Here is a 24,941-nt window from a genome sequence, read left to right on the forward strand (position 1 = left end):
CGCACCTCAGGACCGGACGGCGCCAAGTCCGTCGCCTTCTCGACAGCTACCAGAGGAGCTTTCCCATGCACATTCTGGTGACCGGCGGCGCCGGATTCATCGGTAGCAACTACGTCCGCCGTCTGCTGACCGGCGGACTGGGCACCGATGTGACCGGCGTCACCGTTCTCGACAAGCTCACCTACGCCGGGAATCTGGAGAATCTCGCCCCCGTCTCCGGCGACGGCCGACTGCGGTTCGTCCACGGCGACATCGCCGACGAGGAGCTGGTCCCCAAACTGCTCTCCGAAGTGGACGCGGTGGTGAATTTCGCCGCCGAGTCCCACGTGGACCGCTCGATCGGCAACTCCGGCGAATTCGTGCGCACCAACGTCGTCGGCACGCACAACCTGCTGCGGGCCGCCCTCCAGGAGGGCCTGGCGCGCTTCGTCCACGTGTCCACCGACGAGGTGTACGGCTCGATCGACGAGGGCTCCTGGACGGAGGAGTGGCCGCTGGAGCCCAACTCCCCGTACGCCGCCGCCAAGGCGAGCGCCGACCTGCTGGTGCGCGCGTTCGCCCGCACCCACGGCCTGAACGTCAGCATCACCCGCTGCAGCAACAACTACGGCCCGTACCAGTTCCCCGAGAAGGTCATCCCGCTGTTCGCCACGACGCTGATGCGCGGCGGCACCGTCCCGCTCTACGGCGACGGGCTGAACGTGCGCGACTGGCTGCACGTGGACGACCACTGCCGCGGCATCGACCTGGTGCTGCGCGAGGGCGCCCCCGGCGAGGTCTACAACATCGGCGGCGGGCGGGAGTTGACCAACAAGGAGCTCACCGGGGTACTGCTCCACGCCCTCGGCAGGGACTGGAGCTCGGTGCGCGCGGTCGCCGACCGCAAGGGGCACGACCGCCGCTACTCCATCGACGACAGCAAGCTGCGCCGGCTCGGCTACCGCCCGCAGGTCAGCTTCGAGGACGGCATCGCGCAGACCGTGGCCTGGTACCGGGAGAACTCCGCCTGGTGGCAGCCGCTGCTGGCGAACGCCGCCTGATCCGACTCAGTTCCGGAAGACGCACACCTCCGCACCAGGAAGGAACAGCTCATGCGCGGCATCATCCTCGCCGGCGGGTCCGGCACCAGACTGCGCCCGCTGACCAGCGTGCACTCCAAGCAACTTCTGCCGGTCTACGACAAGCCGATGATCTACTACCCGCTCTCGGTGCTGATGCACGCCGGGATCCGCGAGGTCCTGATCATCTCCACCCCGCACCACCTCGACGTCTACCGCGAACTGCTGGGCGACGGCGGGGACCTGGGCATCGAGCTCAGCTACGCCGTCCAGGAGAACCCCGGCGGCCTGGCCCAGGCCCTGCTGATCGGCCGGGAGTTCGTCGGCGACGAGGACCTCTGCCTGGTGCTCGGCGACAACATCTTCTACGCCCACGAGCTGCCGACCATGCTCCGCCGCGAGGTCGAACGGCTGGACGGCTGCACCCTGTTCGGCTACCCGGTCAGCGACCCGGAGCGGTACGGCGTGGCCGAGATCGACGAGAACGGCGCGATCGTCAGCCTGGAGGAGAAGCCGGACCGGCCGAAGTCCAACCTGGCCGTCACCGGTCTGTACATGTACCACAACGAGGCCCTGGACCGGGCCGCCCGGCTCACCCCGTCGGCCCGCGGCGAGCTGGAGATCACCGACCTCAACCTGACCTACGTGCGGGAGAACCGGGCCCGGCTGGTCAACCTCGGGCGCGGCTCGGCGTGGTTCGACACCGGCACCCACGACAGCCTGCTGGAGGCCTCGACCTTCGTGCAGATCCTGGAGAAGCGCCAGGGCATCCGGATCTCCTGCGTGGAGGAGGTGGCCTACCGGATGGGCTTCATCGACCGGGAGCAGCTGACCCTGATCGGCAAGCGGCTCTCGTCCTCCTCCAGCTACGGCCAGTACGTCCTGGAGCTGGCCGGCGCATGACCCCGCCGACCGACACCGCACCGCACGACGGCGCGCTGGTGGAGCCCCGCACCCGTACCCACGGTTCGACCGTGGGCCCGGGCTGCTGGGTCCGCCACGGCGTCTCCCTGGAGGACAGCACGCTGGCCGCCGGCGTCTTCATCGGCTTCCGCAGCGCGATCGCGGCCGCCGACTTCGGGCCGGGCGCGATGGTCGCCTCCCTGGCCCGGGTCGGGGAGCCGGGCGGCGCCCGGGTCACCGTCGGGGCCGGCGCCTGGATCGCCGCCCGGGCCGTGGTCGCCCCCGGCGTCCGGCTCGGCCGGGGCGCGGTGGTGGCGGCCGGCGCCCACGTCACCCGCGACGTCCCCGACGACACCATCGTGGTGGGCCGGCCGGCGCGGATCCTGCGCCACCGGACACCGGTCGAGGACGGCCTGCCGGACCCGTCGGCGATCGTCGCCCTGGTCCGCCGCCGCGCACCCCGCGCGGTCACCCTGCCGCCGAGCTGGCGGGTGGGCACCGGCGGGCTGCTGGACGCCGAGTTCGGCGGCGGCGTGGACGTCCGGATCGGCCCCGGGCCGATCGCGCTCGGACGCCCCGACGGGCCGTCGCCCCTGGGCGGCATCCGGCTCGGCACCGGCGTGCGGATCGGCGCCCGCGCCGTCCTGGAGGCCGGCGGCGGACTGTCGGTCGGCGACCGCACCGTCCTGGGCCCCGACGTCCAGGTCCTCTCCAGCGGCCACGACCTGGGCCGGCGTTCACTGCCCTGGCGGGCCGGCCCGGTCTCGATCGGCGCGGACGTGCTGATCGGCTCGGGCGTCACCGTCATCGGGCCCTGCACGATCGGCGACCGGGCCCGGGTGGCCGACGGCGCGATCGTGGTGGGCGACGTGCCGGAAGGCCGCACCACCCACGGAGTACTCACCCCTTCCGACACCAGGAGCCCGCGATGAAGATCCTGTTCGCACCCGCCGCCACCGGCTCGGGACACAACATGCGCGTCCTGTCGCTGGCCCGGGAGATCCTGGCCCAGCAGCCCGACGCCGAACTGACCGTGCTGCTCGGCTCGTTGCAGTCCACCTTCACGCCGCTGTTCACCGAGGCCGGCGTGACGGTGGTGGACCTCGCGGCCGGCCGGCCGGTGGACTACGCCACCAAGAGCAACCTGGGCCGCCGGATGGACTGGGACGGCTACATCGGCGGCTACCTCGCCCCGGCGTTCGTCAACGGCGAGCGGATCCTGCAGTACCTGGCCCTGATCCAGGAGCACCGGCCCGACCTGCTGGTCAGCGACTACAACATGTCCGCCAGCATGGCCGCCGCCATCCTCGGCACCCGGCACGCCCTGGTCACCGAGCGGTACGACTTCACCCTGTACCAGCTCGACGACCAGACCCTGGTCGACGGCGGCTTCGACATCGAGCCGGAGGACCTGCGGCGCGGCCGCCAGGCCCTGCACGCCTGCTTCGAGTGGATCGTCTCCGGCGCCGAACTGGTGCTGACCGACAAGCCGCTGGTCCCCGAGCTCGACGAGGGCACCGCGGTGGCCCGGGCCCTGCGCCCGGGCGGCAACGCGGTGTTCACCGGCCCGATGGTGCGCCGGATCCCGCCGTCCGACGCCGAGGGCAAGGCCCGCGCCGAGCTCGGCATCCCCGAGGGGCCGCTGATGGTCGGCTCGGTGGGCGGCACCACGATGTTCCTGGAGAACAAGCAGAAGGTCGTCGACCGCTACCTGGAGGCCTACGAGCTGCTCCGCGGGCAGCACCCCGACCTGCAGTTCGTGCTGCTGGGCCGGGAGCCCGTCCCGGCGCCCGAGTCGGTGATCCAGCTGCCCTACCTGCCGGAGTGGATGCCGCTGCTGCGGGAGGCCAACGTGCTGCTCTCCGCGCCCGGCTGGATCACCGTCACGGAGGTGGCGGCGATGCGCATCCCGACCGTCTTCGTGCTCGGCAGCCTCGGCGAGTACCACGAGGTCGAGGCGGCCCGCAGGCTCGACCTGCTCGGCTTCCCGACCTGCATCGACCCCACCGCGGAGCAGCTCGCCGCGACGGTCGCCCCGCTGCTGGCCGTCCGGCCCGACCACGACGCCCCGACCCCGGGCCAGCTCGCCGTCGCCCCCGAGGGCCCGGGCACCGCGCTCGCCGCCCGGCACCTGCTGGCGGCCGCCGGCCGCGCCCGCTGATGGCGGCACCCGCCACCCTCGCACTGCCCGTCGCGACCCGGATGCTGCTGGCCAGCGACGGCTCCACCACGGTGCTGCTGGAGTCGCTGCTGGGCCGCCGGCTGTCGGTGCGGGTCTCGCTCCAGCACCGGGTCGGCGCCGGCCAGGCACCGCCGCAGGCCCTCGCCTCGCTCGGGCTCGGCCCCGAGCACACCGTGGTCGAGCGCCACTCGGTGCTGGTCACCGACGACGACGAGGTCGTCAGCCGCAACCTGGTGGTCTTCACCGCACCCCCGCGCGGCTGGTCCGGCGCCGCCAACGACGCCGTCCCGCTCGGCCACCGGCTGCGCGACACCCTGACCCTGCAGCACCGCCGGCTGCTCGGGAGCGGCACCGACCGCTGGAGCCCGGACGACGAGCCGTGCGCCTACAAGGAGTACCTGATCAGCTGCGACGACGGCGCCCGCCTGTACGTCCACGAGCGCTTCGACCCGCGCTTCGTCCCGCTTCCCGAAACCGTCTGAGACCGACCGAGGAGTCCCGATGTCCCGACCGCCCTCCCTGCACGACTTCTTCACCGAGAACTTCGTGGACGCCCGGGGCCGCGTCCCGGCCGTCCTCGGCCGGGACGCCGCCGACCCGGTCACCCCGGACCGCACCCTGCGGGACGCGGCCCTGGCCGTGCTGGTGCTCGCGAAGGCCGAGGAGCCCGAGCTCACCCGCACCCTGCTGACGGCCCTGCGCGAGTTCGACGACGCACAGGCGGCCGGCTTCCACGAGCTGCTGGACGTCACCGGCACCGTGCACCCCGTCGGCGACGTGCGCACCCCCGCCACCCAGGCGCTCGCCTGGTGGGCGCTGCACCACGCGGGCACCGCCCTGGACGACCCGGCGACGGCCGCCGAGGCCCGGGCGGGGCTGCGCCCGCTGGCCGAGTCCGTGCTCGCCGGCGGCTGGCCGGCCCGCCTGCACCGCGACGGGGCGACCGTGCTGGACGGCGCGAGCCTGCTGGAGCAGGTCGCGGTGCTGGTGCTGGCCGCGCACGCGGTGGACGACGGCGACGCGTTCTGGGCCTCGTTCCTGACCGCCGCCGCCGAGCAGCTGGCCGCGTTCGACTCCGCGGACGGCGCCTGGGCGGCACTGACCGCGCGCGGCGAGCCGGACGCCTTCCACGGCTACCGGCTGCGCTCCAGCGCCCTGGCGGTGCTGGCCTGGTCCGCCCTGCACGAGCGCGCCACCGCCGCCGGATCGCCGGACCTCGGCGCCCTGGAGCACGCCCGCAAGGTGCTGCGCCACCTGGACACCCACGAGCACACCCGCGGCCGCGGCCTGTGGGACCGGGTGTCCGCCGACTCGCAGACCCGGGTCGACCCGCTGCTGGCGCAGTACGGCCGCCCCGACTCGCCGTTCCCCGCGAAGCTGATGCCCGACCACGCGCTGGCCGTGCTGGCCGCCGACCGGGTCGCCGAGCTGTCCGACGACGTGTGGGCCAAGGAGCTGTCCGCGCTGGCCGCCGCCGAGCTCTGGCGCTACACCGACACCGCGGTCGGCGGGATCTTCCAGGGCCAGGGCAGCTGGTTCTCCACCCCGGTGGACGCCACCGTCCCGCTCGCCCGGCACGTCATGGTGCCGCCGCGCTCCGCGGGAGCCTTCTCCGTCGGCAACACCGCGTACGTGCCGTTCCACGAGAAGCACGCCACCACCCAGCTGCTGGCGCTGGCCGCCCTCGGCGACCGCGAGCAGCCCGCGCCGACCGTGCCCGGCCCGGCCCCCGAGCTGAAGCCCTGGCCGCTGGAGCGCGACCTCTCCTACGTCTCCCGCGAGCCGCTGTCCGAGGGACTGATCGACCTGCCGGCCTACCTGGCCTGGCTGCGCTCGACCGCCTCGGGCCTGGGCTACGGCCTGACCCCGTACCGGGCACCGCTGGGCCTGCGCTCGGACCGCACCGCACAGACCTTCTCGGTGCTGCACGTGGTGTCCGACCTGATGGCGCTGAACGAGCCGATCGCCAACCGCGACCAGCTGCTGGCCGGCATCTACGCGACCCAGAACCCGGACGGCGGCTTCGGCGAGCAGCCCAGCCTGCTCTCGGAGGCGTTCACCACCTACTGCGCGGTGCTGACGGCGACCGTGCTCGGCGGCACGGACTACGACACCGACCAGTGCGCCGCGTTCCTGCAGGCCTGCCAGCACGCCGAGGGCGCCTTCGGCAACGCCCCCGGCTACCCGGGCGACGCCTGGCACTGCAACCTGGCCGTCCTGGCGCTGCTGGCCCTGGGCCGGCGCCCGGAGCGGGAGGCCGACCTGGTCGCCTACTTCGCCGCCTGCCGCAACCAGGACGGCGGCTACGGCAACCAGCCCGGCCACCCCTCGGACACCTTCGCGACCTTCCGGGTGGTCGACACCCTGATCGCGCTCGGCCTGGAGCCGCCGCGCCACGAGGAGACCATCGCCTGGCTGCGCGGCCTGCAGACCGAGGCCGGCGGCTTCCGCTACCGCCCGTCGGGCCCGGAGAGCTTCGTCGGCTCCTACCACGCGATCGCCTCGCTGTACGTGCTGGGCTCGGAGCCCGCCGACCCGGCCGCCTGCCGGGCCTGGATCGCCGCGCGGCAGAGCTCGGACGGCGGCTTCGGCCGGGTGCCCGGCGGCGCCTCGGAGACCACCGACGAGGGCTTCATCGCGATCCAGGCGCTGCACATGCTGGAGGGCAAGCTGAACCCGTACTGGGCCGTCATCATGACCTGATCCCGGGTCACCCCGGGCGACCGCGCGGGGCTCCGCACGCCCCGCGCGGTCCACCACCCGCCATGCGCCGTTCCCCACGGGCCGCAGGCCGCTCGCCGCACGCCGCACGCCGTTCACCACGACCGAAGGACACCTTCCGATGATCTTTGACTGCCACCAGCACGTCGTCCTGCCGACCTCCGCCCAGATCGCCGCGATGGACGAGGCGGGCATCGACCGCGCGGTGCTGCTGTCGACCCTGCCGCACATCGAGCACTCCACCGACATCGCCTCGTTCAAGAGCGAGATGTCCGTGCTGCACCGGGTCCTGCAGGGCGAGGCGGACGGCCGCGAGCGGCCCAGCCGGGAGCTGCGGGAGGCGCTGGCCGAGGGCGGCGACCGGTTCGTGGCCTTCGGCAAGGTGCCCGTGGGCCTGTCGTACGAGGACACCGTCAAGGCGCTCCAGCAGGAGGTCCTCGAGCCCGGCTACGCCGGCGTCGGCGAGCTGACCTTCGGGTCCGACGAGGCGGCCAAGCTGGAGCCGGTGTTCCGGGCCGTGCAGGAGGCCGCGGTCGGCGGTCGGGCGCTGCCGCTGCTGGTGCACGGGTTCGCCCCGCAGACCGCCGGGGACATCCGCACCACGGCCGAGCTGGCCCGCCGCTTCCCGTCCGTACCCGTGGTCATCGGCGTGCTGGGCGGCCTGAACTGGCTGGAGACCATCGAGCTGGTGAAGGAGATCCCCAACCTCTACCTGGACCTGGGCTCCTCCTTCGTCTCGCTGGCACCGCGGCTGGCCGCCGCGGAGGTGCCGGAGCGCTGCCTGTTCGGCTCCAACACCCCGTTCGCCGACATGTACACCAACCGGATCCTGGTGGAGCGGGTGATCCCGGACGCCGGCGCCCGGGCCCGGGTGATGGGTGAGAACCTCGCGGAGCTGCTGGGGATCGCGGGCTGAATCTTCACCGAATCTGACGATTCGACAGTCTGACTGAACGTCAGAATCCTTGCAGGGGGCGGACGGGAGCGATTCCCGCCCGCCCCCGCTGTCATGTAGGTCACGTTTCACCGGCCCGGGGCGGCCATGGCGCGGATTTCCGCTGGTCGCAGACCTCGTGACGCTCTGTTATTTAAACCAACCAGTTGCATGAAAAGGACTGATTGAGTCACCCTTACGTCATGCTAGTCCCCGAGATCCCCGCCAAAGCTTCACAGACCCCGGCCGCACGCCGGCTCGGCCGAACCGGCCCCCACCTGCCCTGCGTAGGACTCGGCACCTGGCGCCGCTTCGACCTCCCCGCCGGGCGCGAGCACCTGGCCCGCGAGATCGTCGCCCTCGCCCTCGCCCACGGGGTGCGGGTCTTCGACACCGCGCCCGTCTACGGACGCTCCGAGGAGGTGCTGGCCCGCGCCCTGGGCACCGCCCGGCAGGAGGCCTTCGTCGCGACCAAGATCTGGGCCGACGGCCCCGCCCGGGGGAGGCGCCAGTTCGAGAACCAACTGCGCCTGTTCGACGGCCGGGTCGACCTGCTCCAGCTGCACCACGTGATCGGCTGGCGCAACCACACCGACTGGCTCCAGCAGGAGCGCGAGCGCGGCCGGATCGGCCGGATCGGCCTGACCTACTGGCGCGACCACGCCTTCGGCGGCGGCACCGCGGCCGACCTGGAACAGGCCATGCGCACCGGCGTCTACGACACCGTCCAGATCCCGCTGAACCCGCGCGAACGCGCCGTCGAGCAACGCATCCTGCCGCTGGCCCGGGAACTGGGCATCGGCGTGCTGGTGATGCGCCCCTTCGCCGAGGGCGGCCTGCTGAACCGCACCCCCGACCCCCGCCGACTGGCGGCCGCCGCCGACTGCACCGACGCGTCCGAGGCCCTGCTCCGCTGGGGGCTGTCCGACGAGCGGGTGCACGTCACCCTGCCCGCCACCCTCGACCCCGCCCACCTGCTGGCCAACGTCGCGGCGGGCGCCGCGCCGCCCCTGACCGCCGATCAGCGCACCGCACTGGCCGAGCTGTTCGTCTGACCCTGCCCATCGCCGCCACTGACGGAAGGATCGACACCCATGAACAGTTCCACCGCAGCGCTCGCCTCCGCGGGCTTCCGGCTGCCCATCGTCCACGGGCCGTCCAACGGGGTCGGCAAGCTCGCCCCGCGGGAGGCCTTCCACGTCAGCCTGCTGGGGGCGCCCGCCATCCGGATCAACGGCGAGCCCGTCAACATCCGGGGCGACGCCACCAGACGAGTCCTGGTCCACCTGGTGCTCTCGTCCCCGCACGTGATCCCCAACCACCGGCTGATCGAGTCCACCTGGGGCGGCAACGAGCCCGACAGCGCGATCGACCAGATCCGCAAGATCATCTCCAAGCTGCGCCAGGGCCTGCCCGACGGCAAGGACCTGATCCGCACCGAGCCCGGCGGCTACCGGATCCTGCTCAACGCCCAGCAGAGCGACGTCGTCCTGTGGCGGGACGCCGTCCGCCGGGCCCGCGTCCTGCTGCAGAACGGCGAGGAGCGGGTCGGCCTGGAGCAGTTCACCGACGCCCTGGACCTGTGGCGCGGGCCAGCCCTGGACGGCCTGGAGGGCCACCCCTTCGCCAACGAGGCGGTCTCCCTGCACGAGGAGCGCAACGCCGTGCTCGAGACCTGGTGCCAACTGGCCGTCAAGCAGCTCGGCGCGCCCGCGGTGGTCGCCCGGCTGCGCCGCGAGGTCACCCAGCGGCCGCTCCAGGAGCGGCTGTGGGAGCTCCTGATGACCACCCTCGCCACGTCCGGCCGGGTCCTGGAGGCCCTGGACGAGTACAACAACCTGCGCAAGATCCTCTCCAACCTGCTCGGGGTGCTGCCCTCCCCCCACCTGCAGGCGCTCTACCGCAGCCTGGGGACCAGCGCCCACGGCCTCGCCGCCGCCCCGGCGGCCCCGACCGTGCCCAAGCCGCGCACGGCCGACCGGACCCGCCCGCAGGTACCCGACTGGATCAAGGAACTGCTGCGCGGCCAGGAGCCCAACCCCGGCTACGTGATGGACTCGCGCTGGAACATCCTGCACGGCAACCACGCCATGAAGCGCTGGTTCCCCTCGCTGGCCGGCGACGACGCCAACCTCCTGCGCTGGGCCCTGGCCGACCCGATGGCGAGGGTCACCCTGCACGACTGGGACAGCCACGTCCTGGTCTACCTCGGCATGCTGAAGCTCGCTCTGTCCAAGCACCCCGGCGACCCGGTCCTGACCGGCATCCTGAACGCCTTCAAGGCCCGGGGCGAGCGCGCCTCCACCCTGATGCGGGACGCCATCGAGGTCGAGACCCGCGAGAACCACCAGTACACCGTCAGCGTCCCGCAGATCACGCCGGCACCGGTGCAGGTGGTCTCCCACCTGCTCACCCCGATCGGGAACCCCGACCTGCGCATCGTGATGCTCACTCCGCCCCAGGGGCGGCCCGTCGTCTGACTCCCCCGCGGGAGCCGCTGGAGGTTCGGACACAGGTCGGACAGCGCCGTCCACCTGTTCTCCGACACCCGCCGGGCGGCACCGGGCGGCCCTGCTCAGCACCGGGCGGCCCGCACATCGCGGCCGGGCCGCCATCAGCTTGCAGCCGCGAGCATCACCTGTCAATCCGGTGACTCGCAGGCGATAACTCCCCACCAACTCCATAGGGCAGAACCCTACCCTCGCTGCGTCACCGGCTTGACTGGTGACGGTCGCATCGGGCAGTCTCATCACCTGTCAGGACGGTGACGGGGCCGACGAGATCGGCCCGTCCCGTCGTCGGGAGGTCCGAAAGGTGGGGTTCGACGTGGTGGACATCAGGGGTGGGCGCAGCCGGCTGGCAGCCGGAGCGGTCTCGGCACTCGCGGCGGGCCTGGCGCTCAGCGCGTTCGCCCTCACCGGGATCGCCGACGGCGCGACCACCGGCGCCGGGGCCGACGCCTTCGGCGGCCGCGCCAGGCCGACCATCGTGCTGGAACACGGCGCCTTCGCCGACGGCTCCAGCTGGAACGACGTCATCGCCGAACTGCGCGCCGACGGCTACCCCGTGGTCGCCGCCGCAGACCCGCTGCGCGGACCCGCCTCCGACGCCGCCGCGCTGCGCACCGTCCTGGACCACGTCAAGGGCGACAAGATCCTCGTCGGCCACTCCTACGGCGGCAACGTCATCAGCCAGGCCGCCACCGACGACCCGCTGGTCAAGGGCCTGGTCTACGTGGCCGCCTTCCTGCCGGCCCCCGGGGAGAGCGCCCTGGAGCTCACCGGCAAGTACCCGGGCTCCACCCTCCCGGACGCCCTCGACCCGGTCACCTACCGGCAGGCCGACGGCAGCACCGCCACCGACCTGTACATCCGGCAGGACAGGTTCCGCCAGCAGTTCGCCGCCGACGTGCCCGCCGACCGGGCCGCGCTGATGGCCGCCGCGCAACGCCCCGTCGCCCAGTCCGCACTGACCGAGAAGGCCACCTCCGCCGCCTGGGAGACCAAGCCGAGCTGGGCCGTCGTCACCACGCGCGACCTCAACATCCCGGTGGCCGTGCAGCGCTTCATGGCCGAGCGCGCGCACGCCCGCACCACCGAGGTCGCCGCGTCCCACTCCGTGGCCGTCTCGCACCCGCGCCTCGTCGCGGACGTCATCGAGCGGGCCGCCCGCGCCACCGCCCGCTGACCGGGACGCCGCCTAGTGCTGTGACCGCATAGGTTCACCGGATTGGCGGGTGGCGCGGTTGGATGGGTGGTGACGTCCATTCCGATTACTGGAGGTGGGGTGGCCGAGCCTGTGCGGGTCCGCAGACTGACCGATCAGGAAGGACAGAAGCTGCAGCAGATCGTCCGCCGGGGCAGCACCAGCTCGGTGCGCTACCGGCGGGCAATGATGTTGTTGGCGTCCGCCGGCGGGAACCGGGTGCCGGTTATCGCCCGGTTGGTCCACGCCGACGAGGACACTGTGCGGGATGTGATCCACCGGTTCAACGAGATCGGTCTGGCCTGCCTGGACCCTCGATGGGCGGGAGGCCGTCCCCGCCTGCTCACCCCTGACGACGAGGACTTCGTCGTCCAGACGGCCACCACCCGCCCCGCCAAGCTCAGCCAGCCCTTCACCCGCTGGTCGGTACGCAAACTCGCCGACTACCTGCGGAAAGTACACGGACGCATCATCCGTATCGGCCGGGAGGCCTTACGCTGCCTGCTCCGGCGCCGCGGCATCACCTTCCAGCGCACCAAGACCTGGAAGGAGTCCCCCGACCCCGACCGCAACGCCAAGCTCGACCGGATCGAGCATGTTGTGGAACGCTTCCCGGACCGGGTCTTTGCCTTCGATGAGTTCGGACCCCTGGGGATCCGGCCCACCGCGGGCTCCTGCTGGGCGAAGCAGGGCAGGCCCGACCGGCTGCCGGCGACCTTCCGCCGCACCCACGGCATCACCTACTTCCACGGCTGCTACTCCGTGGGCGACGACACACTGTGGGGCGTCAACCGCCGCCGCAAGGGCACCGCCAACAGCCTGGCCGCACTGAAGTCGATCCGCGCCGCCCGGCCCGACGGCGCCCCGATCTACATCATTCTGGACAACCTCTCCGCCCACACCGGCGCGGACATCCGCCGCTGGGCGAAGAAGAACAAGGTCGAACTGTGCTTCACCCCGACCTACGCCTCCTGGGCCAACCCGATCGAGGCCCACTTCGGACCGCTGCGGCAGTTCACCATCGCCAACTCCCACCACCCCAACCACACGGTCCAGACCCGGGCCCTGCATGCCTACCTCCGCTGGCGCAACGCCAACGCCCGCCACCGCGACGTCCTGGCCGCCGAACGTAAGGAACGCGCTCGCATCCGCAGCGAGAGAGGCATCCGCTGGGGCGGACGCCCACTCGCCACTGCGGCCTGAGCGAACCGGTGAACCTATGCGGTCAGAACAACTAGCGCTGACTGGGCATCGGCTCGGCAACCTCCGAGAAGGCGCCTGATAGGTGGTCCCGGTCAGCCAAAGTGACCTATCCATAGGGTATTTTGACTGGCCTTCTATCTCAAACCGACTATCCAGGACGAATGAAAGGAGAGCACCATGAGCATCACCAGGACCGCACGTAGGACGCGGGCCAAGATGACCGTGTCCATCGCGGCCCTGGCCGCGGGCTCACTCATACTCACCGCCTGCAGCGGAAGCAGCGACAGCGCCAGCAAGCTCGACGGTACCTACTACGTCAAGGACGTCAACGGCACGTCCGACCTCGGCCAGCTGGTCGTCAAGGGCAACAGTGTCTCGCATCATGAGTACAGCTGCGACGGTGTCTACGAGAAGCCGGGCGTGACCAGCACCGGCGAGTTCAACAAGGATCAGTCCCAGATCATCTGGACGGTCGCCGGAGACGACAGCCGCAACAAGCGGACCGGCAGCGAGCCGATCTCAACCAGCACCACCTCGATCAGCATCAGCGGTAGCGCGTACGTGCGGGACAACTCCGATGCGGGCAAGGCTCTGTTGGACGGCTTCAAGACCAAGTGCGGGAAGTAGCGTCGACGTCCCGCTCGGCCGGCCAAGCAGCGCAGAACCCCGTGGGCATCGCGTCCACGGGGTTCTGCCCTTCCTCGGCTGGTCAAGCCTCTGACGTCTACTCCTGAAGCTGCAGCGCCCGGTATTCCTCGATCGTCTCCGGCGGCTGGCCGTATTTCGGGGCATGCCGCTCGACGAAATCGAGTTCGGCCCACGCCTCTGGCCTCCGAATCCTCGACTGGGCCACCACGACGAACATCACGGCGCTGACGCCGATGTTGGACAGACACCACCCCGTCAGCAGCACCATCAGCACCACAGGCAGATCATTCTCGATCTCCATGGTGCCCAAAACGCCCAAGCCTGCGCCGTTGACCAGAAGGCCCGCCACGTACCCCTCGACCGAGCCGACCAGACGCGCCAGGATCCTCGGCTCGTCACGATGCCGCACGGCGCGCACCATCTCGCCGACGAACACTACGGTAGCCACAGCCGCCGCAGCACTCAGTGCCTGCTCACGGATCCCGGTGACCCACCATCGCGCCGAGCTCTACCAGCCACGCGGGAACTCGCCGCGAAGCCTTGATCCGGGCCTCATGCTCCCCTCCTCCTCACGCTCCTCAAAGGACGACGCACCGGGTGAGGGTGATCGTTCTCACCGGGTGCGTCAGCCCTCCACGCTCGCCGTCGATCGGACGATCAGTCTCCCTCGCGCCGGCCTCGGCGGAGGCCACCGGCTGGCTGCTGCTGCGGCTTTGGGGGCCAACTCCCACCACCCCAACCACACGGTCCAGACCCGGGCCCTGCATGCCTACCTCCGCTGGCGCAACGCCAACGCCCGCCACCGCGACGTCCTGGCCGCCGAACGTAAGGAACGCGCTCGCATCCGCAGCGAGAGAGGCATCCGCTGGGGCGGACGCCCACTCGCCACTGCGGCCCGAGCGAACCGGTGAACCTATGCGGTCAGAGCAACTAGGCACCGCGCGCCGGCGAAGGCAGTCGGATGACTCAGGGGTGACGGCCCAGCGGCCGCGCCCGTGAGCCGCACCGACCCGCAAGGAACCAGCCCCACCGCCGGGTGACGCCGGCCCGGAACGCCGACGTCACCGGCCAGAACAGTCACGCATTGTGAGGACACCCCATGGCAGTCGTACGGCTCTCCCTCGTCTCCACGCTCAGCACCGAGGACGTGCTGGCGGTGCTGACCGACTTCGGCCCCTCCCGCCCGGGGGCCTGGTCCACCATCGACGCCGACCACTTCGAGGTCCACGACCTCGGCGACACCTGGGCCGAGGTCACCGAGGGCACCGCCGCCGCCTGGGAACGCGCACGCTACGACTGGCAGCCGGGCGGCGACACCGTCACCGTCACCACCCTGGACTCCAAGCTGTTCGGCGCCGGTGGCGGCTGGGTCTTCCGGATGACCCCGGAGGGCGACGGCACCCGGGTCGACGTCGAGCTGACCAGGCGGCCCACCACCCTCAAAGGCAGGATGCTCGCGGCGCTGCTGCCCGTCGCCGCGCCGCCGGCCCTGCGCAAGTCCCTCGCGGGGCCGCTGCAGGCCGCCTGACCGGACCGGACACCCGCCCGATCGCCCGACCCGCCCGATCGCCCGACGGGGTACCGCACCGCATGACGAAGGGGCCGGCAGCACGCGCTGCCGGCCCCTTCGTCATGCGCGCCCGTCGCGCGTCCTGCGGCCCCGTCACGCGTCCCGCCGCCCGCCGCGGCCCGGCAGTCGACCGTCAACTGACCGATGCCCGCGGTCCGCCCCCGGCCGAGAGTGGAGCCACACACGACGCACCCCGGAGGGGAACCCCTGCCATGCACCGAGACCGATCACCGCTGCGAGCACCCGCGGCACCCGGGCAGCTGCCCGCGCTGCTCCTCGACCTCGACCAGCTGCTCGACGAGTTCACCCGCCACCCCGTGCGGGCGGAGTTCCGCTTCGACCCGGCACTGCCCGCGGTGATCACCGTCGAGTTCCTGGCGGAACGCGGCCCGGGCCTCGTCTGGCGGTTCGGCCGTGAGCTGCTGCACGGCGGACTGACCTCGATGAGCGGCTGCGGCGACGTCCGGATGTGGCCCGCCCAACCCGGCGAGCGGCCCTCGTCCTGGCTGCTCCTCGAATCGCGGGAGGTGGAGGCCCTGTTCGAGGTGCCGACGGCACCCCTCGCGGCCTGGCTCGACGCCACCTACCGGATCACCCCCGCCGAGGCGGAGCTGACCGGACTCGACTGGGACGGCTCCCTCCGCCGGCTGCTCGACGGACCGGGAGCGCCCACCGCGTGAGTGCCGCCGCCCGCCCGCCGGGTGCACCCGCCCCCGGGCCCACCGCCGGGCCCCGGCCTTCCGCACGGCCCGCCCCCACCTCGGCCCCCGACACAGGAGACACCCCGTGAGCCTGCCCGAACCGCGACCCGGCCAGGACGGCCGAGTCGTCATCGACGCCGCCTTCAAGGCGGACGCCCCCGCACGCTACGCCCGGCTCCGGGCGCTCGGCCCCGTCCACCCCGCCGAGTTCCAGACCGGACTGGAGGGCTGGGTGGTCGTCGGCTACGACCTGGCCCGGGAGGCCCTCACCCACCCCGCCCTGCTCAAGGACGCCACGCCCGCCGCCGAGGCCCTCGCCGCCGCCGGCTTCGTCCTCCACCAGCCCTCGGTCGGGCTCGGCGCGCAGATGCTGGAGGCCGACCCGCCCGAGCACACCCGGCTGCGCACCCTCGCCGCGGCCGCGTTCACCCCCCGCCGCACCGCCGAACTGGCGCCGCGCATCGAGCGGATCGCCCACGGGCTGATCGACGCGATGCCGCCGTCGGGCGTGCTCGACCTCGTCGAGGCCTTCAACGCCCCGCTGCCCGCCGTGGTGATCGCCGAACTCCTCGGCATCCCGCCGGAGCACCACCTGGACTTGCGCCACTGGGCGGGCGAGGCGCTCCAGGTCGACTCCCCCGGGCACCGCCCGGCGCTCGCCGCCCTGCACGCGCTGCTGGCCGGCCTGATCGCGGACAAGCGCCGCCACCCGCAGGACGACCTGCTCTCCGCCCTGGTGGCCGTGCGCGACCAGGAGGACGGCCGGCTCTCCGAGCAGGAACTGGTCGGCACCGCCATGATGCTGGTCGTCGCGGGCTACGAGAGCACCGTGAACCTGCTGGGCAACGCCGTGCTGGCGCTCCTGCGGCACCCGGACCAGCTGCGGCTGCTGCGCGAACGCCCCGATCTCCTCCCCGGCGCCGTCGAGGAGTTCCTGCGCCACGACACATCCGTCGAACGCTCGACGAACCGCTACGCCGCGACCGACCTCGAACTGGGCGGTGTGCGGATCCCCCGCGGCGGGATGCTCACCGTCGCCCTCGGCTCGGCCGGCCACGACGCCCCGCAGGCCGGCGGTGATCCCGCGGTCCTCGACGTGACCCGGCCGGCGGCCCGCCACCTGGCCTTCGGGCACGGCGTCCACCACTGCCTGGGCGCCCCGCTCGCCCGTCTGGAGACGGTCGTCGCGCTGCGCACCCTGCTGTCCCGCGTCCCGGAGCTGGAACCGGCCGCCCCGGTCGACTCGCTCGACTGGATCGGCTCCGGGATCATCCGGGGCGTGCGGTCGCTCCCGGTGCGCTACCGCGTCGGCTGACCGCACCGCACCGGCGCGGACAAGCCGTCCCGACGCGGACAAGCCGTCCCGACGCCGACGCCCCGTTCCGGCCCGCAGCACGGGGCGCGGGCCGGAACGGGGGCGGGGTGGGGCGGGGTGGGGCGGGGTGGACGGGCGGGGCGGGCCGACAGGGGGAAGAGTTCGGGGGCGGCCCCGGGGGTCAGTGCCGGGAGGGCAGGACGCAGCGGAAGCTCGTGGCGACGCCCGGGTCACCGTGGCCCGAGTAGCGGGAGACCGCGGGGTAGCGGCAGAGGTCACGGGCGACGCTCTGCCCGGTGGCGGTGACCAGGGTGGCCGGAAGCGTCGCGGGGGCCTCGCCCCGCTCGACCCAGGCGGTCAGCGCGGCGAGGTCGTCGACCGTTCCGGCGCCGCGGTTGAGGCCGCAGTGGACCGCCCCCGGCACGAGGAAGAGCCGGTAGAAGTCGTCGACCCGCCCGGCACCGCCCATCGTCCGCTCGACCTGCCGGCGGTAGTCGACGGTGCCCTGGGCGGGGACGTACTGGTCGGCCTGGCCGTGCCAGCTGAGCAGCTTGCCGCCGGACCTGTGGAAGGCCGACAGGTCCGGGTCGTCGCTGCCGATGATCCCGCCGTACTCGGCGCGGGACTGCTCGAACAGCCGGGTGAACTGGCCGTAGGTGATCGTCGAGACGTCGAACGACGGCTGCCTCTTCAGCCAGGTCGCGACCCAGTACTGCGGCACGGGGAACGGCGCGCCCTTGACCGCGCCGTCCGCGTCCGGCTCCGTCACCCCGGCCAGCGCCGACAGGTCCGCGCCGACCGGGACGCCGGACCACAGCCGGCGGCCCGACTCCGTGCGCGGGCCCTCCCAGATCCTGCGCACCACGTCCGCGACGGCCGCGGTGACGGTCAGCTCCCGGCCGTCGCACACCACCGTGGTGCCGATCAGCCGGCGCGGGTCGAAGTCGCACCGCGCGGCGTCGTTGACCAGGCCGTCCCGGATGCCGTCCAGCGGGTCGCAGGCCTTGACGGCAGCGTCGGTGAAGGCCTTGAACTCGCAGGCGGACGGGTAGGTCCGCTCGTTGTTCATCACCACCTGCGGCCAGAGGGTGGCCACCTCGAACGCGTCCCAGTGGACGGCGGGCGCGTTGGCGAGGATCCCGTCGAAGTCGTCCGGGTAGCGCTGGGCCTCCGTGTAGCCCTGCCGTCCCCCGGTGGAGCAGCCGTTGAAGTAGGAGTAGGAGGGACGAGCGCCGTAGACCCCGGCGACGACCTGCTTGCCGACGACCGAGGCCTCGTGCTGGGAGCGCGAGGCGAGGTTCTCCAGCAGCGCGGTGTTCACCCTCCCGGCGCCGTCCAGCCCCCAGCCGACGTCGACGGCGTCGCCGAGGCCGGCGTCGGTGGTGGTCGCCGCGTACCCGTTCTTGACCGCGGTGCCGAGTCCGACGCCGTTGTCCCCAGCCGCGTAGGCGCTGCCGCCGAGTGCCTGGAAGCGGCCGTTCCAGCCGTCCGCGGGCAGCCAGGTGCGCACCCGGGCGTGGTCGCCGTCACCGGGGTGGGTGAGGGTGACGGTCACCTCGCAGTAGGCGGGGACTCCGGTGACGGTGCCGCCCACGACCCCGGTGCCGTCGACGGTGCCGCCCTCCCGGCGCAGCGCGGTCACGGATTCCACCCTCGTCCCGGCGGGGGCGGTCACGGCGGGGGTCGAGCAGCGGGACGCCGCGGCGACGGAGCCGTCCGCGGACGCCGCGGACGCCGCCGGCAGGTTCACCGCCGCGACCAGCGGCACGCCGGCCGCGAGGACGGTCAGGAGTCGCTTCATGGGTTTCCCCTCCAGGGAAGTGCGTAGAGGTCCGCAGGTCTGCGGGTGCCCGCGGGCTCGGGGTGCGCGGGCTCGGGGTGCGCGGGTGACGGCCGGGCGTCGGAACGGCCAGCCTGACGTCACCTTTCCGAGCGGTGACTCTTCACCTCTTTCGAGGGCATTCCGGCCGACCCCCGGCCCTTGACATGCCGATGAACGCTGGCGTACTACGGCACGGCGACCCGGCCCGGACTGCCGTTCGCCATCCGGTTTCGTCACCCTTTCAACTGGTGACGATGCTGGCATGGCGTCACCTGAGCTGTCAACGAGGCGGCCGGGAGCGCCCCTTGACCGCACGGTCGACCTCCGGAGGCCCGCCCGCCCGGAAAATGCCGAGCGGACCGGCGAGGGCGGCTGTTACGCTCGGATGGACACGAACCGTGTGATCGAGGAGTCGCAGACGTGGTGGGTGAAGACGACATCTCCGGGTGAGACCCGGTCCTGACGGCCGCCGTCCGGTGCAGCGAAGCACCGCCGAGGCGGTCCGTTTCGTCGTCCCCTCTTCCCCTCCCCCACGCCTGCCCAGGGCGGAAGGCCGCTTCCTGCCCTCCAGCACCCCCGAGGTCACCCCATGTCCGACGCCGCCGTCATCTGCTCCGACCTGTCGTTCGCCTGGCCCGACGACACCCCGGTCTTCCACGGCCTGTCCTTCACCGTCCCCGCCGGCCGCACCGGCCTGGTCGCCCCCAACGGCTCCGGCAAGAGCACGCTGCTCAAGCTGATCGCCGGTGAACTCCGGCCCACCGCAGGGTCGGTGACGGTCGGCGGGGTGCTGGGCCACCTCCGCCAGAGCCTCCCGCTGACCGGCGACCTCACGGTCGCCGAGGTGCTCGGCGTCGCCGACGTGATCCGCGCCCTGGACGCCGTCGAGTCCGGGGACGTGAGCGAGGAGCACTTCGCCACCATCGGCGACGACTGGGACGTCGAGGAGCGCACCCGCGCCCAGCTCGACCGCCTCGGCCTCGCCGACCTCACCCTCGACCGCACCCTGCACACGCTCAGCGGCGGCCAGATCGTCTCCCTCGGCCTCGCCGCCCAACTCCTCCGGCGCCCCGACGTGCTGCTGCTCGACGAGCCGACCAACAACCTCGACGCCGCGGCCCGGCACCGGCTCCACGACGCACTGGCCGACTACCCCGGCTGCCTGCTCGTGGTCAGCCACGACCGCGCGCTGCTCGACCGCATGGACGGCATCCTCGAACTCGACGGCGGGCGACTGCGCTTCTTCGGCGGCAGCTTCACCGCCTACGAGGAGGCCGTGCGGGCCGAGCAGGAGGTCGCCGAGAAGAACGTCCGCAACGCCGAACAGGAGCTGAAGCGCGAGAAGCGCGAGATGCAGCAGGCCCGCGAGCGCGCCGAGCGCCGCGCGGGCAACGCCGCCCGCAACCTCAAGAACGCCGGCCTGCCCCGGATCTTCGCCGGCACCATGAAGCGCGGCGCGCAGGAGTCCGCGGGCAAGGCCGGCCAGCTGCACGCGGCCCGGGTGGGCGAGGCCAGGGCCCGGCTCGACGAGGCCGGCCGCGCCCTGCGCGAGGAGCAGCACATCGCCCTGGAACTGCCCGACACCCGGGTGCCCGCCGGGCGCAACCTCTTCCTGGGCGCGGGGATGCAGGTCCACCACGCCGGCCGGGCCGTGTTCGCGGACGGCGGCGTCGACCTCGCCGTCCGCGGCCCCGAGCGCATCGCGCTGACCGGGCCCAACGGCGCGGGCAAGACCACCCTGCTGCGCCTGATCACCGGCGACCTCACCCCTGAGGGCGAGCGGGGCGACGGCGGGAAGGCCGGGGGCGGGCCGGGCAACGACGAACGGGGCGACGGCGGCCGGAGCGACGGCGAGCGGGTCGAGGGCGACATCAGGCGCGGCGACGGCCGGATCGCCCATCTCTCGCAGCGACTCGACCTGCTGGACCTCGACCGCACCGTGGCGGAGAACTTCGCCGCCTTCGCCCCCGAGCGGCCCGAGGCGGAGCGGATGAACCTGCTCGCCCGCTTCCTCTTCCGCGGCGCCCGGGCGCACCTGCCGGTCGGGGTGCTCTCCGGCGGCGAACGGCTGCGCGCCACCCTGGCCTGCGTCCTGTGCGCCGAGCCGGCCCCGCAGCTGCTGCTGCTCGACGAGCCGACCAACAACCTCGACCTGGTCAGCGTGGCCCAGCTGGAGAGCGCGCTCGACTCCTACCAGGGCGCCTTCGTGGTGATCAGCCACGACGAGCGCTTCCTCGCCGGGATCGGCGTGGACCGCTGGCTCCGGCTGGCCGACGGGGCACTGACGGAGACCGCCGCCCCCGGAAGGTGAGCCGACGGGGAGGCGGGGGCCGTCCCGCTCCCGCCTCCCCGTCCCGCCCTCGGATTCCCGGGCGGCGCCCGCCCGCGCCGCTCCGGCCGGCCGGTGACGCTCCTTGCGCCCGAAACCGTCACCTGCCAGCATGGTGATGTGAACCTCGACCATGTCTTCGTCTGCGGGCACCCCGCCCTCGACTTCGCGGCCACCCTCCGCGCACGCCGCTCGACCCGGTTCGAGATGTTCGTGACGCCGGAGCGGCTGAACGCCTGGTACGTCGAGAGCGGCCTGGTGGACAGCATCGCGCCCGGCTGCGAGCAGGACGTCCGAACCGCCACCACAGTGCGCGAGGCCGTCTACCGGCTCGTCACCAACCGCGTCCACGGCGAGGAGTTCGACCGCGAGGCGCTCGCCGTACTCAACGGCGCCGCCCGCAGGGAACCGGTGACACCCCAACTCACCCTCGCCGGGCGGCACAACGAGGGCACCCCGGACCAGGCGCTGGCGACCGTCGCCCGCCAGGCCGTCGAACTGCTCAGCGGCCCGGACGTCCCGCTGCTGAAGGAGTGTGGCAACCCGGAGTGCACCCGGATCTACGTCGACCGCTCACGGGGCACCCGGCGCCAGTGGTGCGGCATGGACTCCTGCGGGAACCGGATCAAGGCCGCCGCCTACCGCGCCCGGAAGAAGACCTCCCCCGCCCTCGGCGCGCACTGAACCACGGGCCGGCACGCCGGGACCACCGGTCGAGCCGGTGACGGCCGCCGCCGCAATCTCCCCCGCCCCCACTCCCCTGCCTTCACTGCGCCTTCCCTACGCTTGACCTCAAGTCGACTTGAGGTCCTACGGTGATCGACGTCCCGGAAATCACCGCACGAGGGGGAACGTGGAGATGGCACCGAAGAAGACGGCACTGAAGGAGTACCCGCGCGAGGAACTGGCCGCCCAGCCGATCGGCGCGTGGACCGGCCAGGCGTACCGGCTGGTGACGGACGCCCTGCGCGCCCAACTGGCCCAGGAGGACCTCACCCAGCCGCACTGGTGGACGCTCAACCACGTCGCCGGCTCCCCCGGGCAGTGGACCAGGGCGGCACTGGTGGAACGGCTCGCCCGCTACGACGACCTCGGGACCGACTTCGACACGGTCTTCGACGACCTCGCCGGCCGGGGCTGGCTGCACGAGGAGGCGGGGGCGCTCACCCTGACCACGGCGGGCGAGGAGGGCCGGCTGCGGGCCCGCGACCGCAACCTCCGGGTCCACCGCCGCATGCACGAGGGCGTCGACGAGGCGGACTTCGTCACCACGATCGAGGTGCTGCGCCGAATGGTCGCCAATCTGGGCGGCGACGGCGACCTTCCCGGCTGACGGGGAGTCGACGGCGGGCGGGCGGGGCACGGGCCGGGCAGGCCGATGCGGTCCCGGTACGGCCGGGGACCGGGCCAACCGTTACTGCTTGACAGGGCGCGTAATACTGTAACGCGCGTGCCCCGGGACGCGGCCGGCACACCTCGCGCCGCCCGCGCCCGCGGGCCCGGCCGCCGCCCCTCCCCCGCAGCTCGGAGCACCACATGCATCCCTTCCTCGACCACCGGGGGCCGCTCGCGTTCGCGCACCGGGGCGGCGACCTCGGCCACCCCGAGAACTCGCTCGCCGCCTTCGAGGCCGCCGTCGCCCTCGGGTACCGCTACCTCGAGACGGACGTGCACGCGACCGCCGACGGCGTGCTGGTCGCCTTCCACGACAGCCGGCTCGACCGGGTGACCGACCGGTCCGGCGCCGTCGCCGAGCTGCCCTGGAGCGAGGTCCGGCAGGCCCGGATCGGCGGCACCGAGCCCGTCCCGCTGCTGGAGGAGCTGCTGGACGCGTTCCCCGGGGCGCGGTTCAACATCGACGTCAAGGCCGCACCGGCCGTCCTCCCGCTGATCGAGGCGGTCCGCCGGACCGGCGCGTGGGACCGGGTCTGCGTCGGCGGGTTCTCCGACACCCGGCTCGCCGCCGTCCGCGCCGCCGCCGGCCCCCGGCTGGCCACCTCGCTCGGGCCGCGCGAGGTGGCCCGGCTGCGGCTGCGCTCGCTGGCCGGGCCGCTGCTGCCCGGGCGCGGGGCGCCGTGGGCCGGCGTGTGCGCCCAGGTCCCGGAGCGGCACCGGGGCGTCCGGGTCGTCGACCGGGCCTTCGTGCGCACCGCGCACCGCCTCGGCCTGCAGGTTCACGTCTGGACTGTGGACGACCCCACACGGATCAGGGCTCTACTCGACCTGGGTGTGGATGGCATCATGGCCGATCGCATCGACGTACTGCGGGACGTCCTCGGCGAGCGCGGCTGCTGGTCAGACGGCAGCAACGGCTCCAGCACGGTGATTGGAACCCCATGAGCACCGCGACCCACCTGCCCGACCACCCGGCGACCGCCACCGATCCCCGCGCCCTGCGCCGGATGCAGTTCAGTTGGTACGTCAACGACTGGGCCAACGCCGCCTTCTCGGCCACCGTCCTGACGGTGTTCCTCGGGCCCTACCTGACCTCCGTCGCCAAGAACGCCGCCGACGCGGCCGGCGACGTCCACCCGCTCGGCCTGTCGGTCCGCGCGGGCTCGTTCTTCCCGTACACGGTGTCCTTCTCGGTGCTGATCTCCGTCGGGGCGATGCTGCTGGCCGGCACCGTCGCGGACCGCACCGGGCGGCACAAGGAGCTGATGTGCGGCTTCGCCTACGTCGGCGCGGCCGCCACCATGGGCATGTTCTTCCTCGACGGCGACCGCTACCTGCTCGGCGGCGCACTGCTGGTGGTCGCCAACATCGCGTACGCGGTGTCGGTCGCGCTCTCCTACGCCTACCTCCCGAGCCTGGCCGGCCCCGACGAGCGCGACGCGGTGTCCTCCAAGGGCTGGGCGTACGGCTACGCGGGCGGCGGGCTGCTGCTGGTCGCCAACCTCGCCCTGTTCGAGGGCCACGACGCACTCGGCCTCTCCTCCGGCACGGCCGTGCGGATCTGCCTCGCCTCGGCCGGCCTGTGGTGGGCGCTGTTCACCGTCGTCCCGATGCTCCGGCTGCCCTCCCGCGCCGGCGCCGCCCCCGCACCGACCGCACCCGCCGGGGACCGCCCGGCCGCGGGCAGCCTGCGCGAACTCGCCCGCACCCTGCGCGGCATGCGCCGCTACCCGCTCACCCTGCTCTACCTGGGCGCCTTCCTCTGCTACAACGACGGCATCCAGACCGTCGTCTCGCAGGCCTCGCTGTACGGCAGCGAGGAGCTCGGCATGGACCAGACCTCGCTGGTCGTCGCCGTCCTGCTGGTCCAGATCGTGGCGATCGGCGGCGCGCTGCTCCTCGGCCGGATAGCCCACCGCTACGGCGCCAAGCGGACCGTCCTCGGCTCGCTGGTCGGCTGGGTGGTCACCCTCGCGCTCGGCTACTTCATGCCCGCACACCAGCCCGCCTGGTTCTACGCGCTGGCCTGCATGATCGGCCTGGTCCTCGGCGGCAGCCAGGCGCTCTCCCGCTCGCTGTTCTCGCACCTCATCCCGGCCGGTCGGGAGGCCGAGTACTTCAGCGTCTACAAGGTCAGCGACCGCGGCACCAGCTGGATGGGCCCGCTGGTCTTCGGCCTCGCCTACCAGATCACCGGCAGCTACCGCTCGGCGATCATCTCGTTGCTGGTCTTCTTCGTCATCGGCTTCGCCGTCCTGGCGAAAGTCCCCGTCCGCCGCGCCATCGAAGCCGTCGGCAACCCCGTCCCCGAACGCCTCTGACCCCACCGGCCCCCGACGGCCCGGCCTCCGGCGACCCCGCCCGAGCCCGGGCCGTCCCCGTCCCCCCGCCTGGTGGAGCCCGCCCTCCGGCTCGCGCTCCCGGCCTCGGCCGACCGCGTTCGCACGGGTGGACA

Annotated in this window: 22 protein-coding genes and 1 pseudogene; 21 read left to right on the plus strand and 2 right to left on the minus strand. The window is 72.9% G+C overall.

Annotation, left to right across the window (positions count from 1 at the left end):
• Positions 1 to 65 precede the first annotated feature (65 nt).
• The 12 genes from rfbB (at position 66) to AB0N04_RS24935 (ending at position 13,333) form a co-directional block, all read left to right on the plus strand.
• The gene (gene rfbB, locus AB0N04_RS24880; RefSeq protein WP_360211065.1) at positions 66 to 1,040 is read left to right on the plus strand and encodes a dTDP-glucose 4,6-dehydratase; all 975 of its coding nucleotides are present in this window, start codon (positions 66 to 68) and stop codon (positions 1,038 to 1,040) included.
• A gap of 51 nt (positions 1,041 to 1,091) precedes the next feature.
• Positions 1,092 to 1,961 (plus strand): glucose-1-phosphate thymidylyltransferase RfbA, encoded by an 870-nt coding sequence (rfbA, locus tag AB0N04_RS24885; RefSeq protein WP_360211067.1) that lies wholly within the window; start codon positions 1,092 to 1,094, stop codon positions 1,959 to 1,961.
• A complete protein-coding gene (locus tag AB0N04_RS24890) occupies positions 1,958 to 2,893 on the plus strand; it encodes a DapH/DapD/GlmU-related protein (RefSeq protein WP_360211069.1) in 936 nt (311 codons plus the stop codon). The genes rfbA and AB0N04_RS24890 overlap by 4 nt, the downstream gene beginning before the upstream one ends.
• On the plus strand, positions 2,890 to 4,122 hold the full coding sequence (locus tag AB0N04_RS24895) for a hypothetical protein (protein WP_360211071.1): 1,233 nt from the start codon (positions 2,890 to 2,892) through the stop codon (positions 4,120 to 4,122). The genes AB0N04_RS24890 and AB0N04_RS24895 overlap by 4 nt, the downstream gene beginning before the upstream one ends.
• The gene (locus AB0N04_RS24900; protein ID WP_360211073.1) at positions 4,122 to 4,625 is read left to right on the plus strand and encodes a hypothetical protein; all 504 of its coding nucleotides are present in this window, start codon (positions 4,122 to 4,124) and stop codon (positions 4,623 to 4,625) included. Before AB0N04_RS24895 ends, AB0N04_RS24900 begins: the two co-directional genes overlap by 1 nt.
• 19 nt (positions 4,626 to 4,644) lie before the next feature.
• The gene (locus tag AB0N04_RS24905; protein WP_360211075.1) at positions 4,645 to 6,846 is read left to right on the plus strand and encodes a prenyltransferase/squalene oxidase repeat-containing protein; all 2,202 of its coding nucleotides are present in this window, start codon (positions 4,645 to 4,647) and stop codon (positions 6,844 to 6,846) included.
• 139 nt (positions 6,847 to 6,985) lie between these two features.
• Positions 6,986 to 7,780: an amidohydrolase family protein gene (locus AB0N04_RS24910; protein WP_360211077.1), complete on the plus strand. Its 795-nt coding sequence runs from the start codon at positions 6,986 to 6,988 to the stop codon at positions 7,778 to 7,780.
• Between the two features lie 221 nt (positions 7,781 to 8,001).
• Positions 8,002 to 8,853 (plus strand): aldo/keto reductase, encoded by an 852-nt coding sequence (locus AB0N04_RS24915; RefSeq protein WP_360211079.1) that lies wholly within the window; start codon positions 8,002 to 8,004, stop codon positions 8,851 to 8,853.
• Between the two features lie 39 nt (positions 8,854 to 8,892).
• Complete coding sequence (locus tag AB0N04_RS24920) at positions 8,893 to 10,278, plus strand: BTAD domain-containing putative transcriptional regulator (RefSeq protein ID WP_360211081.1); 1,386 nt, start codon at positions 8,893 to 8,895, stop codon at positions 10,276 to 10,278.
• Positions 10,279 to 10,624: 346 nt separating this feature from the next.
• Positions 10,625 to 11,485 carry an alpha/beta hydrolase gene (locus tag AB0N04_RS24925; RefSeq protein WP_360211083.1) on the plus strand — a complete coding sequence of 287 codons (861 nt, stop codon included), beginning with the start codon at positions 10,625 to 10,627 and terminating at the stop codon, positions 11,483 to 11,485.
• Positions 11,486 to 11,584: 99 nt separating this feature from the next.
• Entirely contained in the window at positions 11,585 to 12,706 is a 1,122-nt protein-coding gene (locus AB0N04_RS24930; protein WP_360211085.1) for an IS630 family transposase, read from the plus strand.
• Positions 12,707 to 12,883: 177 nt separating this feature from the next.
• On the plus strand, positions 12,884 to 13,333 hold the full coding sequence (locus AB0N04_RS24935) for a hypothetical protein (protein ID WP_360211087.1): 450 nt from the start codon (positions 12,884 to 12,886) through the stop codon (positions 13,331 to 13,333).
• 97 nt (positions 13,334 to 13,430) lie between these two features.
• Here AB0N04_RS24935 and AB0N04_RS24940 read toward each other — a convergent pair whose 3' ends face one another.
• Positions 13,431 to 13,790 (minus strand): hypothetical protein, encoded by a 360-nt coding sequence (locus tag AB0N04_RS24940; RefSeq protein WP_360211089.1) that lies wholly within the window; start codon positions 13,788 to 13,790, stop codon positions 13,431 to 13,433.
• A 283-nt stretch (positions 13,791 to 14,073) separates the two neighbouring features.
• Between AB0N04_RS24940 and AB0N04_RS24945 the strand changes: the two are divergent.
• The 4 genes and pseudogenes from AB0N04_RS24945 to AB0N04_RS24960 form a co-directional block, all read left to right on the plus strand.
• Positions 14,074 to 14,265 (plus strand): annotated as a pseudogene (locus tag AB0N04_RS24945) (IS630 family transposase); the annotation flags it as partial.
• A gap of 188 nt (positions 14,266 to 14,453) precedes the next feature.
• The gene (locus AB0N04_RS24950; protein ID WP_360211091.1) at positions 14,454 to 14,882 is read left to right on the plus strand and encodes a hypothetical protein; all 429 of its coding nucleotides are present in this window, start codon (positions 14,454 to 14,456) and stop codon (positions 14,880 to 14,882) included.
• Positions 14,883 to 15,136: 254 nt separating this feature from the next.
• Positions 15,137 to 15,604, plus strand: a complete 468-nt coding sequence (locus tag AB0N04_RS24955; RefSeq protein ID WP_360211093.1) for an SsgA family sporulation/cell division regulator — start codon at positions 15,137 to 15,139, stop codon at positions 15,602 to 15,604.
• Positions 15,605 to 15,710: 106 nt separating this feature from the next.
• Positions 15,711 to 16,940 carry a cytochrome P450 gene (locus AB0N04_RS24960; protein WP_360211095.1) on the plus strand — a complete coding sequence of 410 codons (1,230 nt, stop codon included), beginning with the start codon at positions 15,711 to 15,713 and terminating at the stop codon, positions 16,938 to 16,940.
• A 181-nt stretch (positions 16,941 to 17,121) separates the two neighbouring features.
• Here AB0N04_RS24960 and AB0N04_RS24965 read toward each other — a convergent pair whose 3' ends face one another.
• Positions 17,122 to 18,741 (minus strand): tannase/feruloyl esterase family alpha/beta hydrolase, encoded by a 1,620-nt coding sequence (locus AB0N04_RS24965; RefSeq protein WP_360211097.1) that lies wholly within the window; start codon positions 18,739 to 18,741, stop codon positions 17,122 to 17,124.
• A gap of 610 nt (positions 18,742 to 19,351) precedes the next feature.
• Between AB0N04_RS24965 and AB0N04_RS24970 the strand changes: the two genes are divergently transcribed.
• The 5 genes from AB0N04_RS24970 to AB0N04_RS24990 all read left to right on the plus strand — a co-directional run bounded on the left by AB0N04_RS24970 (position 19,352) and on the right by AB0N04_RS24990 (position 24,807).
• A complete protein-coding gene (locus AB0N04_RS24970) occupies positions 19,352 to 21,073 on the plus strand; it encodes an ABC-F family ATP-binding cassette domain-containing protein (protein ID WP_360211099.1) in 1,722 nt (573 codons plus the stop codon).
• A gap of 138 nt (positions 21,074 to 21,211) precedes the next feature.
• Positions 21,212 to 21,775, plus strand: coding sequence for a CGNR zinc finger domain-containing protein (locus AB0N04_RS24975; RefSeq protein WP_360211101.1), 564 nt, complete (start codon positions 21,212 to 21,214; stop codon positions 21,773 to 21,775).
• A gap of 175 nt (positions 21,776 to 21,950) precedes the next feature.
• The gene (locus tag AB0N04_RS24980; RefSeq protein ID WP_360211103.1) at positions 21,951 to 22,424 is read left to right on the plus strand and encodes a MarR family transcriptional regulator; all 474 of its coding nucleotides are present in this window, start codon (positions 21,951 to 21,953) and stop codon (positions 22,422 to 22,424) included.
• 203 nt (positions 22,425 to 22,627) lie between these two features.
• Positions 22,628 to 23,431: a glycerophosphodiester phosphodiesterase gene (locus AB0N04_RS24985; RefSeq protein ID WP_360211105.1), complete on the plus strand. Its 804-nt coding sequence runs from the start codon at positions 22,628 to 22,630 to the stop codon at positions 23,429 to 23,431.
• Complete coding sequence (locus AB0N04_RS24990; protein ID WP_360211107.1) at positions 23,428 to 24,807, plus strand: MFS transporter; 1,380 nt, start codon at positions 23,428 to 23,430, stop codon at positions 24,805 to 24,807. The genes AB0N04_RS24985 and AB0N04_RS24990 overlap by 4 nt, the downstream gene beginning before the upstream one ends.
• Positions 24,808 to 24,941: the final 134 nt, after the last annotated feature.

The sequence above is a fragment of the Kitasatospora sp. NPDC051702 genome (assembly GCF_040681575.1).
Taxonomy (GTDB): domain Bacteria; phylum Actinomycetota; class Actinomycetes; order Streptomycetales; family Streptomycetaceae; genus Kitasatospora.

What these genes read in the sequence shown, in the direction of transcription:
- rfbB (WP_360211065.1), top strand. Translation starts at nt 66, where the DNA reads ATGCACATTCTGGTGACCGGCGGCGCCGGATTCATCGGTAGCAACTAC.
- rfbA (WP_360211067.1), top strand. Translation starts at nt 1,092, where the DNA reads ATGCGCGGCATCATCCTCGCCGGCGGGTCCGGCACCAGACTGCGCCCG.
- AB0N04_RS24890 (WP_360211069.1), top strand. Translation starts at nt 1,958, where the DNA reads ATGACCCCGCCGACCGACACCGCACCGCACGACGGCGCGCTGGTGGAG.
- AB0N04_RS24895 (WP_360211071.1), top strand. Translation starts at nt 2,890, where the DNA reads ATGAAGATCCTGTTCGCACCCGCCGCCACCGGCTCGGGACACAACATG.
- AB0N04_RS24900 (WP_360211073.1), top strand. Translation starts at nt 4,122, where the DNA reads ATGGCGGCACCCGCCACCCTCGCACTGCCCGTCGCGACCCGGATGCTG.
- AB0N04_RS24905 (WP_360211075.1), top strand. Translation starts at nt 4,645, where the DNA reads ATGTCCCGACCGCCCTCCCTGCACGACTTCTTCACCGAGAACTTCGTG.
- AB0N04_RS24910 (WP_360211077.1), top strand. Translation starts at nt 6,986, where the DNA reads ATGATCTTTGACTGCCACCAGCACGTCGTCCTGCCGACCTCCGCCCAG.
- AB0N04_RS24915 (WP_360211079.1), top strand. Translation starts at nt 8,002, where the DNA reads ATGCTAGTCCCCGAGATCCCCGCCAAAGCTTCACAGACCCCGGCCGCA.
- AB0N04_RS24920 (WP_360211081.1), top strand. Translation starts at nt 8,893, where the DNA reads ATGAACAGTTCCACCGCAGCGCTCGCCTCCGCGGGCTTCCGGCTGCCC.
- AB0N04_RS24935 (WP_360211087.1), top strand. Translation starts at nt 12,884, where the DNA reads ATGAGCATCACCAGGACCGCACGTAGGACGCGGGCCAAGATGACCGTG.
- AB0N04_RS24950 (WP_360211091.1), top strand. Translation starts at nt 14,454, where the DNA reads ATGGCAGTCGTACGGCTCTCCCTCGTCTCCACGCTCAGCACCGAGGAC.
- AB0N04_RS24955 (WP_360211093.1), top strand. Translation starts at nt 15,137, where the DNA reads ATGCACCGAGACCGATCACCGCTGCGAGCACCCGCGGCACCCGGGCAG.
- AB0N04_RS24965 (WP_360211097.1), bottom strand. Translation starts at nt 18,741, where the DNA reads ATGAAGCGACTCCTGACCGTCCTCGCGGCCGGCGTGCCGCTGGTCGCG.
- AB0N04_RS24970 (WP_360211099.1), top strand. Translation starts at nt 19,352, where the DNA reads ATGTCCGACGCCGCCGTCATCTGCTCCGACCTGTCGTTCGCCTGGCCC.
- AB0N04_RS24980 (WP_360211103.1), top strand. Translation starts at nt 21,951, where the DNA reads ATGGCACCGAAGAAGACGGCACTGAAGGAGTACCCGCGCGAGGAACTG.
- AB0N04_RS24985 (WP_360211105.1), top strand. Translation starts at nt 22,628, where the DNA reads ATGCATCCCTTCCTCGACCACCGGGGGCCGCTCGCGTTCGCGCACCGG.
- AB0N04_RS24990 (WP_360211107.1), top strand. Translation starts at nt 23,428, where the DNA reads ATGAGCACCGCGACCCACCTGCCCGACCACCCGGCGACCGCCACCGAT.